Source organism: Sulfitobacter indolifex, from assembly GCF_022788655.1.
Lineage (GTDB): Bacteria > Pseudomonadota > Alphaproteobacteria > Rhodobacterales > Rhodobacteraceae > Sulfitobacter > Sulfitobacter indolifex.
On the sequence record NZ_CP084951.1, the window covers coordinates 2,055,351 to 2,070,549 of the forward strand.

The 15,199-nt window shown below is 61.4% G+C and carries 15 protein-coding genes; 2 read left to right on the top strand and 13 right to left on the bottom strand.

Translation table 11 applies throughout. The features are described 5' to 3' along the window. Positions 1–4 precede the first annotated feature (4 nt). On the bottom strand, positions 5–1,387 hold the full coding sequence (locus DSM14862_RS10035; RefSeq protein WP_007120158.1) for a PQQ-like beta-propeller repeat protein: 1,383 nt from the start codon (positions 1,385–1,387) through the stop codon (positions 5–7). A 68-nt stretch (positions 1,388–1,455) separates the two neighbouring features. Further along, positions 1,456–2,160, bottom strand: a complete 705-nt coding sequence (locus DSM14862_RS10040; protein ID WP_007120159.1) for a hypothetical protein — start codon at positions 2,158–2,160, stop codon at positions 1,456–1,458. Between the two features lie 151 nt (positions 2,161–2,311). Here DSM14862_RS10040 and DSM14862_RS10045 point away from each other — a divergent pair, with 151 nt between their 5' ends. Beyond that, entirely contained in the window at positions 2,312–2,761 is a 450-nt protein-coding gene (locus DSM14862_RS10045) for a DUF302 domain-containing protein (RefSeq protein ID WP_007120160.1), read from the top strand. A gap of 21 nt (positions 2,762–2,782) precedes the next feature. On the opposite strand, the gene DSM14862_RS10050 is transcribed toward DSM14862_RS10045, so the two are convergent. The 3 genes from DSM14862_RS10050 to DSM14862_RS10060 form a co-directional block, all read right to left on the bottom strand. Then, positions 2,783–3,598, bottom strand: coding sequence for an ion transporter (locus DSM14862_RS10050; RefSeq protein WP_040701411.1), 816 nt, complete (start codon positions 3,596–3,598; stop codon positions 2,783–2,785). Between the two features lie 110 nt (positions 3,599–3,708). Next, positions 3,709–5,499, bottom strand: a complete 1,791-nt coding sequence (locus DSM14862_RS10055) for an ABCB family ABC transporter ATP-binding protein/permease (protein ID WP_243254374.1) — start codon at positions 5,497–5,499, stop codon at positions 3,709–3,711. A gap of 215 nt (positions 5,500–5,714) precedes the next feature. Beyond that, a complete protein-coding gene (locus tag DSM14862_RS10060) occupies positions 5,715–7,679 on the bottom strand; it encodes a LysM peptidoglycan-binding domain-containing protein (protein WP_243254240.1) in 1,965 nt (654 codons plus the stop codon). Positions 7,680–7,783: 104 nt separating this feature from the next. Here DSM14862_RS10060 and DSM14862_RS10065 point away from each other — a divergent pair, with 104 nt between their 5' ends. Then, positions 7,784–8,332 (top strand): LOG family protein, encoded by a 549-nt coding sequence (locus DSM14862_RS10065; RefSeq protein ID WP_007120164.1) that lies wholly within the window; start codon positions 7,784–7,786, stop codon positions 8,330–8,332. Here DSM14862_RS10065 and rarD read toward each other — a convergent pair. The 8 genes from rarD to DSM14862_RS10105 form a co-directional block, all read right to left on the bottom strand. Continuing rightward, positions 8,269–9,189 carry an EamA family transporter RarD gene (gene rarD / locus DSM14862_RS10070; protein WP_007120165.1) on the bottom strand — a complete coding sequence of 307 codons (921 nt, stop codon included), beginning with the start codon at positions 9,187–9,189 and terminating at the stop codon, positions 8,269–8,271. The genes DSM14862_RS10065 and rarD overlap by 64 nt on opposite strands. Positions 9,190–9,255: 66 nt before the next feature. Then, positions 9,256–9,711 carry a host attachment family protein gene (locus tag DSM14862_RS10075; protein WP_007120166.1) on the bottom strand — a complete coding sequence of 152 codons (456 nt, stop codon included), beginning with the start codon at positions 9,709–9,711 and terminating at the stop codon, positions 9,256–9,258. Then, on the bottom strand, positions 9,708–9,917 hold the full coding sequence (locus DSM14862_RS10080; RefSeq protein WP_007120167.1) for a hypothetical protein: 210 nt from the start codon (positions 9,915–9,917) through the stop codon (positions 9,708–9,710). Before DSM14862_RS10080 ends, DSM14862_RS10075 begins: the two co-directional genes overlap by 4 nt. Before the next feature lie 135 nt (positions 9,918–10,052). After that, positions 10,053–10,652 carry a superoxide dismutase gene (locus DSM14862_RS10085; RefSeq protein ID WP_007120168.1) on the bottom strand — a complete coding sequence of 200 codons (600 nt, stop codon included), beginning with the start codon at positions 10,650–10,652 and terminating at the stop codon, positions 10,053–10,055. 123 nt (positions 10,653–10,775) lie between these two features. Beyond that, positions 10,776–11,354, bottom strand: a complete 579-nt coding sequence (locus DSM14862_RS10090; protein ID WP_007120169.1) for a sarcosine oxidase subunit gamma — start codon at positions 11,352–11,354, stop codon at positions 10,776–10,778. Beyond that, positions 11,347–14,364: a sarcosine oxidase subunit alpha family protein gene (locus DSM14862_RS10095; RefSeq protein WP_007120170.1), complete on the bottom strand. Its 3,018-nt coding sequence runs from the start codon at positions 14,362–14,364 to the stop codon at positions 11,347–11,349. The genes DSM14862_RS10090 and DSM14862_RS10095 overlap by 8 nt, the downstream gene beginning before the upstream one ends. A 65-nt stretch (positions 14,365–14,429) precedes the next feature. After that, positions 14,430–14,759: a sarcosine oxidase subunit delta gene (locus tag DSM14862_RS10100; protein ID WP_007120171.1), complete on the bottom strand. Its 330-nt coding sequence runs from the start codon at positions 14,757–14,759 to the stop codon at positions 14,430–14,432. Positions 14,760–14,867: 108 nt separating this feature from the next. After that, complete coding sequence (locus DSM14862_RS10105) at positions 14,868–15,158, bottom strand: hypothetical protein (RefSeq protein ID WP_007120172.1); 291 nt, start codon at positions 15,156–15,158, stop codon at positions 14,868–14,870. Positions 15,159–15,199 lie beyond the last annotated feature (41 nt).

Sequence of the window (15,199 nt, forward strand, 5' to 3'; positions counted from 1 at the left end):
CGGCCTAACGGAAAGCGTGCAATTGCCCCTTGGTGGACACGACATAAAGCGTACCGCCCGCCACAACGGGCGCTGTGGTCGCGCCGCCGGGGATCTGAGTGGTGCCCGTCAGGCCGCCATTGGTGGGGTTAAAGCTGCGCAATACGCCATCGTTGGAGGCGACGATGACACGCCCTCCGGCGATGATCGGACCATAATGCGCGACGACTTCGGATTGCTTCTTTGGCTTGTCTTTGACGAAATTCGGCAAAGGCGTGCCCCAGATGCGGCGTCCGGTGCTGGCATCAAGCCGCACAAGTTCGTTCAGATCGGTCACCGCAAAGACAGAATCGCCTGCGGGCCAGACCGGGCCAATGGCCCCATCCCGCGCGACCCATTTGCGGTCACCGCTGTTCACGTCCAGCGCCGCCAAACGGCCCGAATGGTTCCCCACATAGACCGTCCCGCCCGAGATCACCGGCGCGCTGGTCACGTCACCGACAAAGCTTAACGCCCGGCCTACGCGCTTGCCTAGAACGGAAGTCGACCACCGCTCAAGCCCGCCTTGGCGGAAGAGCCCTTGCACCTCGCCCGACCCAAAAGCAAAGATTGCCAGATCACTCGTTACGGCGGGTGCGGGCGCGCCCAATACGTTGCTGAGGCTGGTGGTCGCGCCGGTTTGCCATTGGATACGGCCATCGGTTTTATTGAGCGCCCAGCCGGTGTCATCCCCGGCCGTGAGATAGACGAGATCGCCCGAAACGGTCGGGGTGCCAGAGCCTGTGGCGTTAAGGTCTTGGGTCCAGCGCACACCGCCGGTTGTCACGTCCAATGCGGCCAGAACGCCGAAACCGATGGAGACATAAAGAGTCTCACCATCCACGGCGAGCCCGCCGCCGGTGGCTTGGCCCTGACGGTCAGAAGAAGGGGTAAGATCGCGGGTCCATAGGGTTTGACCAGAGGTCGAGGTTGCCGTGACCTGAGCACCTGCATCAAGGGTAAAGACGCGCCCGCCTGCGACCACCGGGTCGGCAGTGATACGCTGCTTGCGGCTGTCGCCGGCACCGATCTTTGCGCTCCACACGGGCTGCAGCGTGCTGCGCAATGCAGGATGGCTGACGCGCGTCGACGCGGTGCCAATGCTGTGGGTCCAATTGGCGTTGTTTACCGTGCCGCCCAGAGCAATGGCGCGGCTGGTGTTCGCGGGCACCGGACCGTCCACTGCTGCTAAAGCAAGGTCTTGCGGTCCGGGGTTCTGCAACACAGCGCGCACATCTTCGCGTTTGCCGGGAAGATAGGTTTGCTTGTCTTCGCAGGCACTTAGCAGTAGCGCAGCGCCTACGGCACCCGCCACACCCAGACGACGCAGACCCGGATGCCCGAGGTTGATTTCGCGATGCTTTGTCATGGACCTGCTCACTTCTTGTCGTTCCTCAACCTTCACGTCTCCGCCCATTTTTGGGCGGTAGAGATGTGTCAGTCGCCCGTTGTTTCTGGGATATCCAGTTCAGCCTCAGCGGCGGCACCATCAAGCTCCGGTTCCTTACCCAAAGCCACAATCACCTGAAGGGCGCGTTGTTGCAAGTCCGGGGTGGTTTCAGCATCGGAAAGAATGGATTGATAGCGCGCGACGGCTTTGCCGGTCTCGCCCTCTTGGATATCGATCAGGGCCAGTTGTTCTTCGGCCAGCAGACGCAGGGCCGCGCCGGGCTGTGCCAGCGCTTCGAGGGCTTGACGGCGTTCAGCCACCGGCACCGACTGGCCCTGTAGCGTCACGGCTTTGAACTGTGCAAGCTGGCGGTAGATCGGCGCAAGATCGCCGTCGAGCGCGATGGCGTCGAGCTGTTCCACCGCGGCGTCAATCTCTCCCGCCTCGGCCAGTGCATCGGCGCGCATGAAATTCAGCACGGCATTGGCACCGGGGCCTTCGGCCTCAATCGGGGCAAGCGCTTCGGCGCGGGCATTGCTGGCATCAGCTTCCAATGCGGCGAGCATCGCATCGCCCAAGGCTTCGGCCTGCGCGCGTTCCTGCGCTTTGCTGTATTCGTTCCACGCAGCACCACCGACAATGGCAATCACAGCGACCACGGCGATCCAGCCATAGCGGCGCATCAGCCCATAAAGCCGATCACGGCGGACTTCTTCGTTCACTTCGTCAATAAAACTGTCGGTATCGCTCATCGCGCCCTGCCCCCGGCCTGATTTTGCCCCTCTTACCGCGCGCGGCCAGCCAAGCCAAGACCCAGCGAACTTACGCGCGCCTTCTGATGACCGCTTGGCGCGGGCCAAGGTCACGCTAGGTCAGGGGCAGAATGCAGCAAAGGAGACGATGATGAGAGCGATTGCAATGGCGGCAGGTCTTATGATGGCCGCGGTCCCAGCCTTGGCGCAGGATTTGGTGGCCAAGGTCTCACCCCATGACGTGGTAACCACAATGGACCGGCTGGAAAGCGCGGTTGAAGAGGCCGGGGCCGAGGTATTTGCCCGCGTCGATCACGCCGCTGGGGCCGAGAAGGTCGAGATGGAGCTGCGCCCGACGCAGCTTTTGATCTTCGGCAACCCCAAGCTTGGCACGCCCGCGATGCAGGATGCCCAGACGGCCGGGCTTGATCTGCCGTTGCGCGTGCTGGTCTATGCCGATGGCGAAGGGGCCGTGCATGTCACCTATGCTGACCCCGAAACGCTGGTAACGGCCCACGGCCTGCCGGAAGAGGCTGAGTATATCACCAAGATGACTGAGGCGCTGGATAACCTCACCGCCAAGGCGATTGGCGAAGAGTAACCCCTTTTCCCCGCCCGGACCTCAGCGTTTGGGCGGGGTGTTCTGCGCTTTGATCAGGTTTTCCAGATCGGTCAGCCGCGACATGACCTCATCACGGTAGGTATTGGTCTGCTCGTTGCTTTCCTCATGATGCGCGTCTTGCATCGAGTTGACGATCAGACCCACCAACAGGTTCACCACCGCGAAGGTCGTGACCATGATGAAGGGCACAAAGAACATCCACGCATAGGGATAGATTTCCATCACCGGGCGCACGATCCCCATGGACCACGACTCAAGCGTCATGATCTGAAACAGCGAATAGCCCGACCGGCTTAGCGTGCCGAACCACTGCGGGAAGTCAGCGCCAAAGAGTTTCGTGGCCATCACGGACGCGATGTAAAAGATCACCCCCATCAGCAGGAAAACCGACCCCATGCCCGGCAGCGCATTGACCAGCCCCTCGACCACGCGGCGCAGCGAGGGGGCGACGGAGACAACGCGCAGCAGGCGCAGGATGCGCAGGGCGCGCAGAACGCTAAGGCCTTGGGTGGCCGGGATTAGCGAGATGGCGACGATCACAAAATCAAAGATGCTCCATCCGCGTTTGAAGAAATCCATCCCCCGGCCGTAGAGCTTGATCGCGATCTCAATGACAAAAATGCTAAGGCAGACCTTGTCGAGCAGCAGGATCAGCGGGCCCACCTGCGCCATCACCTCGTCCGAGGTCTCAAGCCCCAAGATCACGGCATTAAAGAGAATCACGGCCAGAATGAAATTCTGGAACGAGGGGCGGTCAGCCAGTCGTGCCGCACGGGCGCGGAGCGATGATTGCGGTGAGGTGGAGAGATCGGTCATGGCGGTAGATATCGTGTGCCGATTGGCGCAGCGCAAGAGCAGATCAGCGTCAAAAACGCCATCGGCGGCAATGCCCCGCCCGCCTGTCATAACAGAGGGCGGGGTTTGCGTTAAATCTGCTCTTCTTCCGCCTGTTGGCGCTGCCAGAGTTGAGCATAACGCCCGCCTTTGGCCAGCAGTGCCTCATGGCTGCCCTGCTCCATGATCTCACCCTTTTCCAGCACGACGATGCGATCCGCCTCGGCGATGGTCGACAGACGGTGGGCGATGGTCAGTACCGTGCGCCCCTGCCCTGCACGGCGCAGCGCGTCTTGGATCTCATGCTCCGTCTCACTGTCGAGCGCGCTTGTCGCCTCGTCCAGCAGCAGGATCGGCGGGTCTTTCAACAACGTCCGGGCGATGCCCACGCGCTGTTTCTCACCGCCCGAGAGTTTCAGCCCGCGTTCGCCAACTGTGGTCTCATAGCCCTGCGGCAGCGTCATGATGAAGTCATGGATTTGCGCCGCGCGGGCGGCGTCCTCGACCTCCGCCTGCGTGGCCCCGTCGCGGCCATAGGCGATGTTGTACCCAATGGTATCGTTGAACAGCACCGTGTCCTGGGGCACCACGCCAATCGCCATATGCAGCGAATGCTGCGTTACGTCGCGCACATCTTGGCCGTCAATCTTCAGCGCGCCACCGGCCACATCGTAAAAGCGGAACAACAGCCGCCCGATGGTGGACTTGCCGGACCCGGTCGAGCCGACAATCGCCACAGTCTCCCCCGGTCGCGCCTCTAGCGAGACGCCTTTGAGGATTTCCCGGTCGGTGTCATAGGCAAAGCGCACGTTTTCCAACGACACATGGCCGCCGGTGACTTTAAGGTCTGGCGCATTGGGCTTGTCATCAATCTCAGCCGGTTGTTCGAGCAGGCCGAACATCTGCCCCATATCCACCAGCGCCTGACGGATCTCGCGATAAACGGTGCCGAGGAAGTTCAGCGGCACGGTCAATTGGATCATATAAGAGTTGACCATGACAAAATCACCGACGCTAAGCTCACCGCTTTGCACGCCCATCGCCGCCATCACCATGACGCCGATAAGCCCTGCCGTGATGATCAGCGCTTGGCCGAAGTTAAGGAACGCGAGCGAATAGTTCGTCTTGATCGCCGCGTTTTCATAGTCGGCCATCGCTAGGTCATAGCGCGCGGCCTCGCGGCCCTCGGCACCGAAATACTTCACCGTCTCATAATTCAGCAGACTGTCGATCGCGCGTTGGTTGGCTTCGGTGTCGCTGTCGTTCATCTGCCGCCGGAGGCGCACCCTCCATTCGGTGACGGCAAAAGTGAACCAGACATAGATCGCGATGGTCACGGTCACGACCACCAGATACCAAATGTCGAACAGCACGGCGAGGATCACGCCGACAAGGATCAACTCAAGGATCAGCGGCCCGATGGAGAAGAGCAAGAAGCGCAGCAGAAAGTCGACACCCTTGACCCCGCGCTCGATGATCCGGCTCAGCCCCCCGGTTTTGCGGGTGATGTGGTAGCGCATCGACAGTTTGTGGATGTGCTGAAAGGTCTCAAGCGCCAGCATCCGCAAGGCGCGCTGCCCGACGCGGGCAAAGACCGCATCGCGCACCTGTTGAAAACCCACGCCCATCAGCCGCGCCATGCCATAAGCCACGGTAAGACCAATGGCCCCAAGCACCAGCATCGGCGCACCCTCGCCCGCCAGCGCATCCACCGCGTCGCGGTAGAAGAACGGCGTGGCGACGATGATCAGTTTCGACACGAAAAGCGCCAGCATGGCCAAGATCACCCGGCGCTTCACCCAAGGCATATCCTTGGGCCAAAGGTAGGGCGCTACTTTGCGCAGCACCAAAAAGCCCGACTGACGCTCGGCGGCGTCAATCATCTCGGCCTCGGTGGGGATGCGGTCAGGCTTAGGGGTTTTGCGGTCGCGCCGACGCGCGGCGGGCGTTTGGTCTGTATCGGCTGGCATGGGAATTCCTGAAGTGATTACAGGCTACATAGGCCCCAAAGCCAAGGGTTGCCAGTGGGGGGCGGCGCACAGCGGCTCTGCGCGCTGCGAATGCCGCCCCGGTTTCGGCCCCTGAGGTCGGGCGTCGATCACTCCGAAGCGGGCTCTTCGGGAAGGTCAAAGACCTGTCCGGGGTAGATCAGATCGGGGTCGCCGATGTTGGCGCTATTGGCCTCGAACACCTTAACGTAAAGCAAGGGATCGCCGTAGCGGTCACGCGAGATCGCCCAGAGCGTATCGCCTTTTTGGACTGTCACTGCGTTCAGCGGTCCGGTCTGCCCCTCCGTGGCGGCGGCCAGCACCTCGGGGGATTCGCGCTTGAACGGGGTCTCCACCCGGCTCGTCACATCGCCTGCACTGGAAAGCTCATCCACCCGCAGAGTATAGACGCCCTCATCAACATTGGGCAGATCGCCCCGCCAACGGCCCTCTTGATCGACCGGCAGGCTGATCACCGCGTTGTTGTTCAGATAGACGCGCACTTCGCTGGTATCGGGTTGGGCCCGGCCTGCAAGTTGCACATCCCCCTGATCGGAATAGCCGATAGTGTCGAGCGCCACATTGGTCATGACCTGCGGTGGCGCGGTGTCGAGCCGCTCAACCCCGTCAGCGGTGGATTTCAGCACCGGAGCCGGCGCGGGAGGTCGGGTTGGCGCGGTTTCTGGCGCGGCTGGGTTTTCGAAGGCTGGCGCCGTGCTCTCGGGAACGGTGGTAGTGTCCGGTGTCAGCGTCGCTTGGGCGGATGGTTCTGCGTTTGAAGGTACCTCTGGCTCCGCAGTTCCCGTCTCAGCCAACGGCGTGGCTGGGGTCGGAGCGGTTCCATTCGCGAGCCCCTCAACCTCCGCACCATCTGGGTTCTGCCCTGTCGGCGCGGGACTGTTGGTTGTGCCGACGCCGGAAAGCGGCGTGGCCTGCGCCGGATCGGTTTCGGTATCAGACGCGCCCCCTTCTTTAGCGGCGCGCGTCTGCTCTGCGGACGTCGAGGCATCTGACGCATCGGTCCCGGTGCCAGATAAGGGCGTGGCCTGCGCCGGATCGGTTGCACCGTTGATCTGGCCTGCCTCGCTCGTCGGCGCGGCCTGCCCCGCCGCTACGGTATTGTCGACTTGAGCCGTACCGGTATCTGCAAGCGGCGTTGCAGCGGTGGTTGTACCCATCTGGCCTTCAGCCTCGGCATTCTGCGGCACCGAGGTTGCAGTTCCTGCGAGCGGGGTCGCCGGCTCAGGCGCTGTGTCGGACAACGTAGCCTCGCTATCAGTCGCCGCTGACGTCTCGGCAGGACCATCTGAATCGCGGGTCTTCTCTGACGGGGCCGCATCCGCGCTCTGCTCTTGAGCCGTCCCAGCTCCAGCAAGCGGTGTTGTGTCTTGAGTTTCGGGCACGCCCTCAGCCTCAGCCGACTTAGCTGCGGCACCCTCGCTCTGCGCACCAAGGTCAGCAGTCTCTTCCACCAGATCAAGCGGGCTTTGCTTGGGCGCGGTATCTGCCTGAGCCAACTCTACCGGCGCATCGGGGGAAGCCGTCGGCGTAAGAATGATTTCCTCTTCCGACGCGATCTTGTTTGCACCGTCCTGACCCAAAAGGGTTAACACATGGCCCGTCTCACTTGGTTGAACCATCGCGAGGGTGGCAAACTTGCCCGACCCATCGGCGGTGGCGCTGGCGATCTCTTCACCGTCTTTCAGCACGAGGACGGTGCTGCCGGGCGCCGCGCGGCCTGCGATCACGGTCATCCCGTCGCTTTCGCGACGCACTTCGTCAAAGGTGGGCGCCTGGTGGTTCGGGGCCACCTCAGAAGTATCAACCGGGGCGTCAGGCGCTGTCGCCGCCGCGCCTTCGGGCCCGACAGAAACGCCCTGCACGGCATTTGGCGCAAGGGTGGCATTTTCCGGCGTAGCATCGCGTTCAGGGACCACGGCCACGGCGCTTTGCGGCGCGTCTTCCGGGCCGGCGCGTTTGCTGCCGATCCACGCCCCAAGTGCGAGCACCGCCGCCGCAAAGGCGCCCGCCGCCATTGCCCCCATGCCGCCAAACCGACCAAGTCCCTTTAACATCTTCTACTTCCCCTGTGGTTGAGCCTTTTTAGCAAGCAGGCTAACAGGGGTCAAAAGCGCAGACCATCTGCGCCGATTTTTCCAAATCATCAGGACACTTTACCATGCAACATTCTGTCTGTGTCTATTGCGGCTCCCGCCCCGGCGATAACGATGCATTCACCCAAGATGCCGAAGCACTTGGCCGGGGTCTGGCCGAAGCCGGGCTGCGGCTGGTTTACGGGGCGGGCGATGTGGGCCTTATGGGCAGTGTCGCGCGCGCGGCGCAGGCAGCGGGCGGCGACACCTTTGGCGTGATACCTGCGCATCTGGTAGCATGGGAAGTCGGCAAGACCGATCTGACCCGCTACATCGTGACCGAGACGATGCATGAGCGCAAAAAAGTCATGTTCATGAACTGCGATGCCGTGGCGGTCTTGCCCGGTGGTGCGGGATCACTGGATGAGCTTTTCGAAGTGCTGACATGGCGCCAGCTGGGCCTGCATGAAAAGCCAATTTTCCTTGTAAACACAAACGGCTATTGGGATCCGTTCATGTCGCTGATGAACCACGTCGTGGCCCATGGTTTTGCCGATGCGACCCTGCTGGATTACGTCACCGTGGTCGCGGATGCCGATGCGGCCCTTAGCGCCCTGCGGCGCGCTTTGTCCTGACGGAACGTGCTGACCGAGTAGAGCGCCAAGGCGCACCAGATCAGCACGAAGGCTTGGACATGCCAGCCGGTGAACGGCTCTTGGAATAGGACGACGGCGCAGAAAAACTGCAAGGTCGGGTTGATGTAGCTTAGCAGTCCGGCGGTCGCCATCGACGACCGCCGCGCGGCGTAGCTGAACAAGATCAGCGGTGTCGCCGTGATCGGACCCGCCAGCATCAACAGCGCCGTATCGCGAAAAGACACACCAAAGGCCCCGGCCCCATTGTCACCCGTTTGCCACAGCACGAGGACCGCGAGGGGCGACAAAAGCAAGACCTCCGCCGTGACAGAGACCACCGGCCCCACCGCCAACCGCTTTTTGGCGAGCCCATAGAGCCCGAAGGAGGCCGCGAGTGCCAAGGCAAGCCACGGCGCGGTGCCCAGTCCATAGGTAAGCACCGAAACCGCCACAGACACCAAACCCACCGCAAATAGCTGCACAAGGCTTAGCCGCTCGGCATAGACCAGACGACCCAGCAGCACGGAAACCAGCGGGAAAATGTAATAGCCCAAGGCGGCCTCCGTCGCCTGCCCGCTTTGCACCGCAGAAATGAACAGATACCAATTCGTCGCGATCATCAAAGCTGCGAAGGCCAGCAGGCCAAAGGCCCGTAGCCCGGCCATCGCGTCGAATACCGCGCGCAGGCGTCCCTGTACGGTCAGCAAGATCACGAAAAACACGAGCGACCACAGGGTACGGTGCGCCAGCACTTCGGCAGCAGGCACGTGGGATAGCAATTTGTAGAAAATAGATGACAGCCCCCAAATGGAACAAGCCGCGATCATAGCGGCGATACCTTTGGTGGTGTCGGTCATTGGGAATCCTTGGCGCGGTAGATTGCCTAGTTGTGACGGCAATCAATTCCCGCGCCAAGGGTAAAGTCAGGCGTCTGCCAGTTCCCCAGCGACGATCTTTTCGATCTCATCAATGGGGTGGTTGGTCAGGGTCTTGGGGATTTCACCCACGACCTTGTTCTGCACCTCTTTGTGGAGGTTGTCACGCAACTCTCCCAGCACCGCGGGTGGGGCAACCAAGACGATCCGGTCATAGCTGCCCTTATGTGCGAGCTTGTAAAGAATGTCCGACAAGTCTTTGGCAAAGCGCTCTTTTTCCAATTCATGCCAATCTGTATCATCGAAAGCTGAACGGTGGCCGCTTGGCCCATCGCTCATCCGTCCGGGGCGGTTGGCGGCCTGCTCTCTTGTGGGGGGATTTTCCTGCTCTTCTTTCCGCACGACCTGAAGGTAAGGGTCATCGCCGTCGGTATGATTTTGCAGGAAAAGGGCTTTCTGGCCATCCGCGATCAACACCCAAGTGTCTTGGCTAAGTTTGGTCATGAAGGCTCTCCGTGGTTGCGCTTATCTTCGCCAGTGACGCGGGTTACGCCGTCCTCACCCTTTTCGGCGCGGCGCAGGGCGTCTTGGGTGCCTACGTCCTTTTGCAGCCCCCCACCGGCGCGGCCGCCTTGATCTGGTGTATCGGTGTCAGAAAGGAACTTATCGGTTTCTTTGCTGCCGTCGTTGGATCGATTTCGCTCGGCCATCTTGTCCTCCTTATGACGTGAAGTCTCAGTAGGAAAACAGTTCTGGAGGGTCTTGGGTTCCAACGAAAAACCCCGCAGCTGGACTGCGGGGTTTTGGTCTTGGTTAACTGCAACTTAAAGGCTGCGTTCGTCAAATCACAGGCGCGATGCGACGTTTTCCCAGTTCACAAGATTGTCGAGGAAGTTCGACAGGTAGTCAGGGCGCGCGTTGCGGTAGTCGATGTAGTAGGAGTGCTCCCACACGTCACAACCCAGCAGTGCAGTCTGGCCAAAGCAAACGGGGTTCACGCCGTTCTCGGTCTTGCTGACCTTCAGGCCGCCGTCTTTGGCCTTGACCAGCCAGGCCCAGCCAGAGCCGAACTGACCCGCGCCTGCGGCTTTGAACTCGTCTTTGAACTTGTCGACCGAACCAAAGCTCTCGGTGATCGCTTTTTCCAGCTCACCGGGCATTTTGCTGTCGTTCGGGGTCATCATTTCCCAGAACTGGTTGTGGTTCCACAGCTGGCTGATGTTGTTGAAGATGCCATTCTGGGCGACCGCATTCGCGTCATAGGTGCCTTTGATGATCTCTTCGAGGGTCTTGCCCTCCCACTCGGTACCTTCGATCGCCTTGTTACCGTTGGTCACATAGGCGTTGTGGTGCTTGTCGTGGTGGTATTCCAGCGTTTCCTTGGACATGCCTTTGGAAGCAAGCGCATCGTGGGCATAGGGAAGATCGGGAAGTTGAAAAGCCATTTCGGGGGCCTCCTCATTTTGGAATTTCGCTGCGGCCACTTGATGTGCATCAAGCGGCAACGTCAAGATCAACGTCCGCAAATCATATCCGTTCCGAGCAGAATAGTCGGACTTTCCTCTGCTTTATCCGGCTCCGAAATGCCCGACTTCGCCGCCGGGCTGTGCTGCGACCTTAAGCTGGTCGAACATATATTGCGCGACAGAGCGGAAGCAGACCACCTGAAAGGCACCGTCTTCAAGCAGCCAAAAGGCGGCGGGCACCTGACCAATTCGGGTACGGCGGAACATGCCGGGGGTGAATGTCGCGGGCGCCAGATCAACCGGGGCAAGCTTGGCCAACACGTCGCGGGCATGAGGGCCTTCGATCCGAAATGCCGCCCGCGCGCCGGAGACATCGACAGCCAGCGTATGGGTATCTTCAAACGCTGCATGGAGCCGCGCCAGCACCTCGGGCACCTGCGCGTGGGGGCACATCAGCAGCAATTCATCCGGCGACATCCAAGCGACCCCAGCCACGCCTCCGGTGTTGCACATGCCGCGGTCGGGGCGCTCAACGCCGGTGACCTTTTTAACAACCTTGCGCAGGAACGGCGCATCAAGATCGCCGCGAATGGTGATCATTCCCAAGGGGCCAACCTCAGAAATCGTTGCAATTTCAGCATCATAACGCGCGTTCTTCAAAGCGGTGACGGCTTCAGACATTCTGTTTCTCCCCTTTGGGGTCGTAAAATACCGGGTCGACGATTCTAGCCTCATAGGTTTTGCCGTCCGTGCCAGGGAAGGTCAGCACCTCGCCCATCCGGTCCGGCCCGTTGAGCACCAGCCCCATGGCAATGCCGCGATCAAGCGTCGGCGACTGATAGGTCGAGGTCACGCGCCCCTGCATCACCTTTTGGCCGTTCTCGTTCTCGCCCTCGCCAAGCGCATAGGCACCATCCGGCAGGGTGCTGCCATCGGTGGTTTCTAGCCCGACCAGCTTCCAGCGGGTCGGATCCTGCATGTGGCTGCGCTCCTGCGCGCGCTTGCCAAGGTAGTCGTCTTTCTTTTTCGAAATCGCCCAGTTGAGGCCGAGGTCTTGCGGGATCACCGTGCCGTCGGTTTCATCCCCGATCATGATAAAGCCCTTCTCGGCGCGCAGAATATGCAAACATTCCGTGCCATAGGGCATCACGCCCAAGTCATGCCCCGCGATCAGCAGCGCGTCCCAGAAAGCTTGCCCCTGCCCGGCCTCAACCGCGATCTCATAGCTCAGCTCGCCCGAGAAAGAGATGCGGAAGACGCGCACCTTGAAGCCCCCAAGTTCACCTTCGGTCCACTCCATGAAGCCAAGTGCCTCACGGCTCAGATCCATTCCGCCGAGTTTCTCAAGACATTTGCGTGCGTTGGGACCAACCACGGCAACTTGCGCATAATGTTCGGTGGCGTTCACCACATGCACTTTCCAGTCCCACCACTCGGTCTGGAGCCATTCTTCCATATGGGCATGGATGCTGTCGGCCCCGCCGGTGGTCGTGTGGCAGAGGAAGGTCTGCTCATCCAGCCGCGCGACCACGCCGTCGTCGATCAAGAAGCCGTTTTCATTGCACATCAGCCCATAGCGGCATTTGCCGGGCTTCAGCGTCGACATCATATTGGTGTAAAGCATGTCGAGGAACCGCGCCGCATCCGGGCCGCGCACGATCAGTTTGCCCAGTGTCGAGGCATCAAGCAGCCCGAGGTTTTCGCGTGTGTTGGTGACCTCGCGCATCACCGCGTCATGGGTGCTCTCGCCGCTTTGCACATAGGCATAGGGCCGCCGCCATTGGCCGACCGGCTCCCAGATCGCGCCGTTGCTTTCGTGCCAATCATGCAGCGGTGTGCGGCGGATCGGCTGGAAAGTGTCGCCCCGCGCCGCGCCCGCAATCGAGCCCATCGAAATCGGGTGATAGGGCGGCCGGAAAGTGGTGGTGCCAACGCTGGGAATTTCGGCGTCCAGCGCCCCCGCCAACGTGGCCAGCCCGTTGATATTGCTGAGCTTGCCTTGATCCGTCGCCATGCCAAGCGTGGTATAGCGTTTGGCATGCTCGACCGAGACGAACCCCTCCTGCGCGGCCAGCCGCACATCCGAGACTTTCACGTCGTTCTGATAGTCCAGAAAGGTCTTTTCGCGCAGTTTCACACTGGCGCCCTGTGGCATCTGCCAGACCGGCATCATCGGCGCCTCTTCACGGCGCGTAGCCTCAGGCGAGGTGAAATCGCGGGGCAGTTTGAACCCAAGCGAGGTGGCCACGCCATCAGCGGCGGCGTGGGCGTCATGCAGCACGTCATCCAAGGGGAACACCCCAGCGGCAGCCCCGGCGGGCGTGACGAAACCGTGCCCGTCTGCGCCGGTTGGTGGATGATCCTGATCGGGGCGGAAGCAGGCATGGGTCGTATCCCACGTCAGTTTGCCGCCACAATGGGACCACAGGTGCACCACAGGCGACCAACCGCCCGACATGGCGACCGCGTCGCAAGCGATCTCTTCCAGCACCGCGCCTTCACCAGCCTGCGAACAGACGGCCACGCCCGTAACCCGTTTGCCGCCCAGAACCGAGGAAACCCCTTGCCCCATGACCACCCGAATGCCGAGCGCCTTGGCCTGCGCCACCAGTTCGCTGTCTTGTGGCAACACACGCGCATCAAGCACGGCAGGTACCTCAAGACCCGCCTGTTTCAGCGCGATGGCGGTCAGATAGGCGTTGTCATTATTCGTTACCAGAACGGTGCGATCCCCAGGCGAGACGCCGTAATTCGCCACATAGTCCCGCATGGCCGAGGCCAGCATCACACCGGGCACGTCATTGCCAGCAAAGCTTAGCGGGCGCTCGATCGCCCCGGTGGCGGTGATCACATGGCCCGCGCGCACGCGCCAAAGGCGGTGGCGCGGCCCGGCAACTTCAGGCGCATGATCGCGCAGCCGTTCATAGCCCAAGACATAGCCGTGGTCGTAAACACCCGCGCCCATGGTCCGGTCGCGCAGATCAACATTCTCCATCCCGCGCAGGCGGTCGAGGGTCGCGGTGATCCACGTCTCGACCTGCGCGCCGTCGACCGTGCCGCCATCGACCGGCGCACGCCCGCCCCAAAGGGCCGACTGCTCCATCACGATGACCCGCGCACCGCTAAGACCCGCCGCCAGTGCTGCTTGCAGCCCCGCGACCCCGCCGCCGATGACCAGCACATCGCAGAAGGCGTGGAAATGCTCATAGGTATCCGCATCCGCCGCCTTCGGCGCTTTGCCCAAACCTGCGGAATGACGAATGATCGGCTCGTAAAGATGCTTCCACAACGGGCGCGGATGCATGAACATCTTGTAGTAGAACCCGGCGGGCAGAAAGCGGCTTAGGTGTTTGTTCAACGCGCCCACATCGAACTCTAGGCTCGGCCAATGGTTCTGGCTCGCCGCCTCCAGCCCCTCGTAAAGCTCGGTCGTGGTGACGCGGGCGTTGGGTTCAAACCGCCCCTCTTGGCCAAGGCCGACCAGACCATTGGGCTCTTCCGGGCCAGAGGTCACGATGCCGCGCGGGCGGTGGTATTTGAACGAGCGCCCAACCAGCACTTGGTCATTGGCCAGCAGCGCCGACGCCAGCGTGTCCCCCTCATAGCCGCGCATCTGTTTGCCGTTAAAGGAGAAACTCAGCGGTTTGCTTTTGTTCAGCAGGCGGCCGCCTGTGGCCAGTCTTGTGCTCATCGTGGGAAACCTTGCGGGCTGGTGGAGGGCGGATGCCTCCCGGTTGGGTTGGGGCCGAGGCGGGCTTAGCTGGCTGCGTGCCATTGCCAATCGGGATGCCGTTTGCGGATTGCGTCAGTGATATGATCCGGCGGCTCAAGGGTCTGGGCCGAATAGCTGCCAAAGACCTCTAGCGTGGCGGTATCGCGGGCCATGTGGAACCACTTGCCGCAGCCAAATGCATGCCGCCAGCGTTCTAGATGCACGCCTTTTGGATTTTCGCGCATGAACAGGTAGCTTTCGAAATCGTTTTCCGACCCGCCCGGGCCCACACGTTTCAGATGCGCTTCACCGCCGCCGTGAAACTCTGTCTCCTCGGCGGTGACATGGCAGCAGGGACAGGTGAGGATCAACATGGGCAGGCTCCTGAGCAGGGGGAGAACGGCAAAACGCCGCCCCGGCGCAAAAGCGCGGAGCGGCGTTGGTCGTAACTGGGCAGAGCGCTGCGCGCTGCCAAGATGCGTTTATTCAGTCGGTGTAGCCGTCTCTTCAACAGCGTCCGCTGTGCCTTCGGCGGCACCTTCGATGGTTTCGCCGGTGCTTTCGGCTGCGCCTTCGATGTTAACATTGACGTCATTCGCGCCGTCGATGTCACCACCTGCGAAGAGGAAGTAGGCCAACAGAGCCACAACAACGACAACCGCACCCACGATAAACGCGAGGCTGCTGCTGCCACCACGGTCAGTTGTGGTTGTGGTCGTGGTGGTATTTGTGTGGTCGGTATGGTCGGTACGATTGTTTTCCGGGATTGCCATTGTTCAGCTCCGTTTATTTCAAGTTCTGAACAGGCAACGCC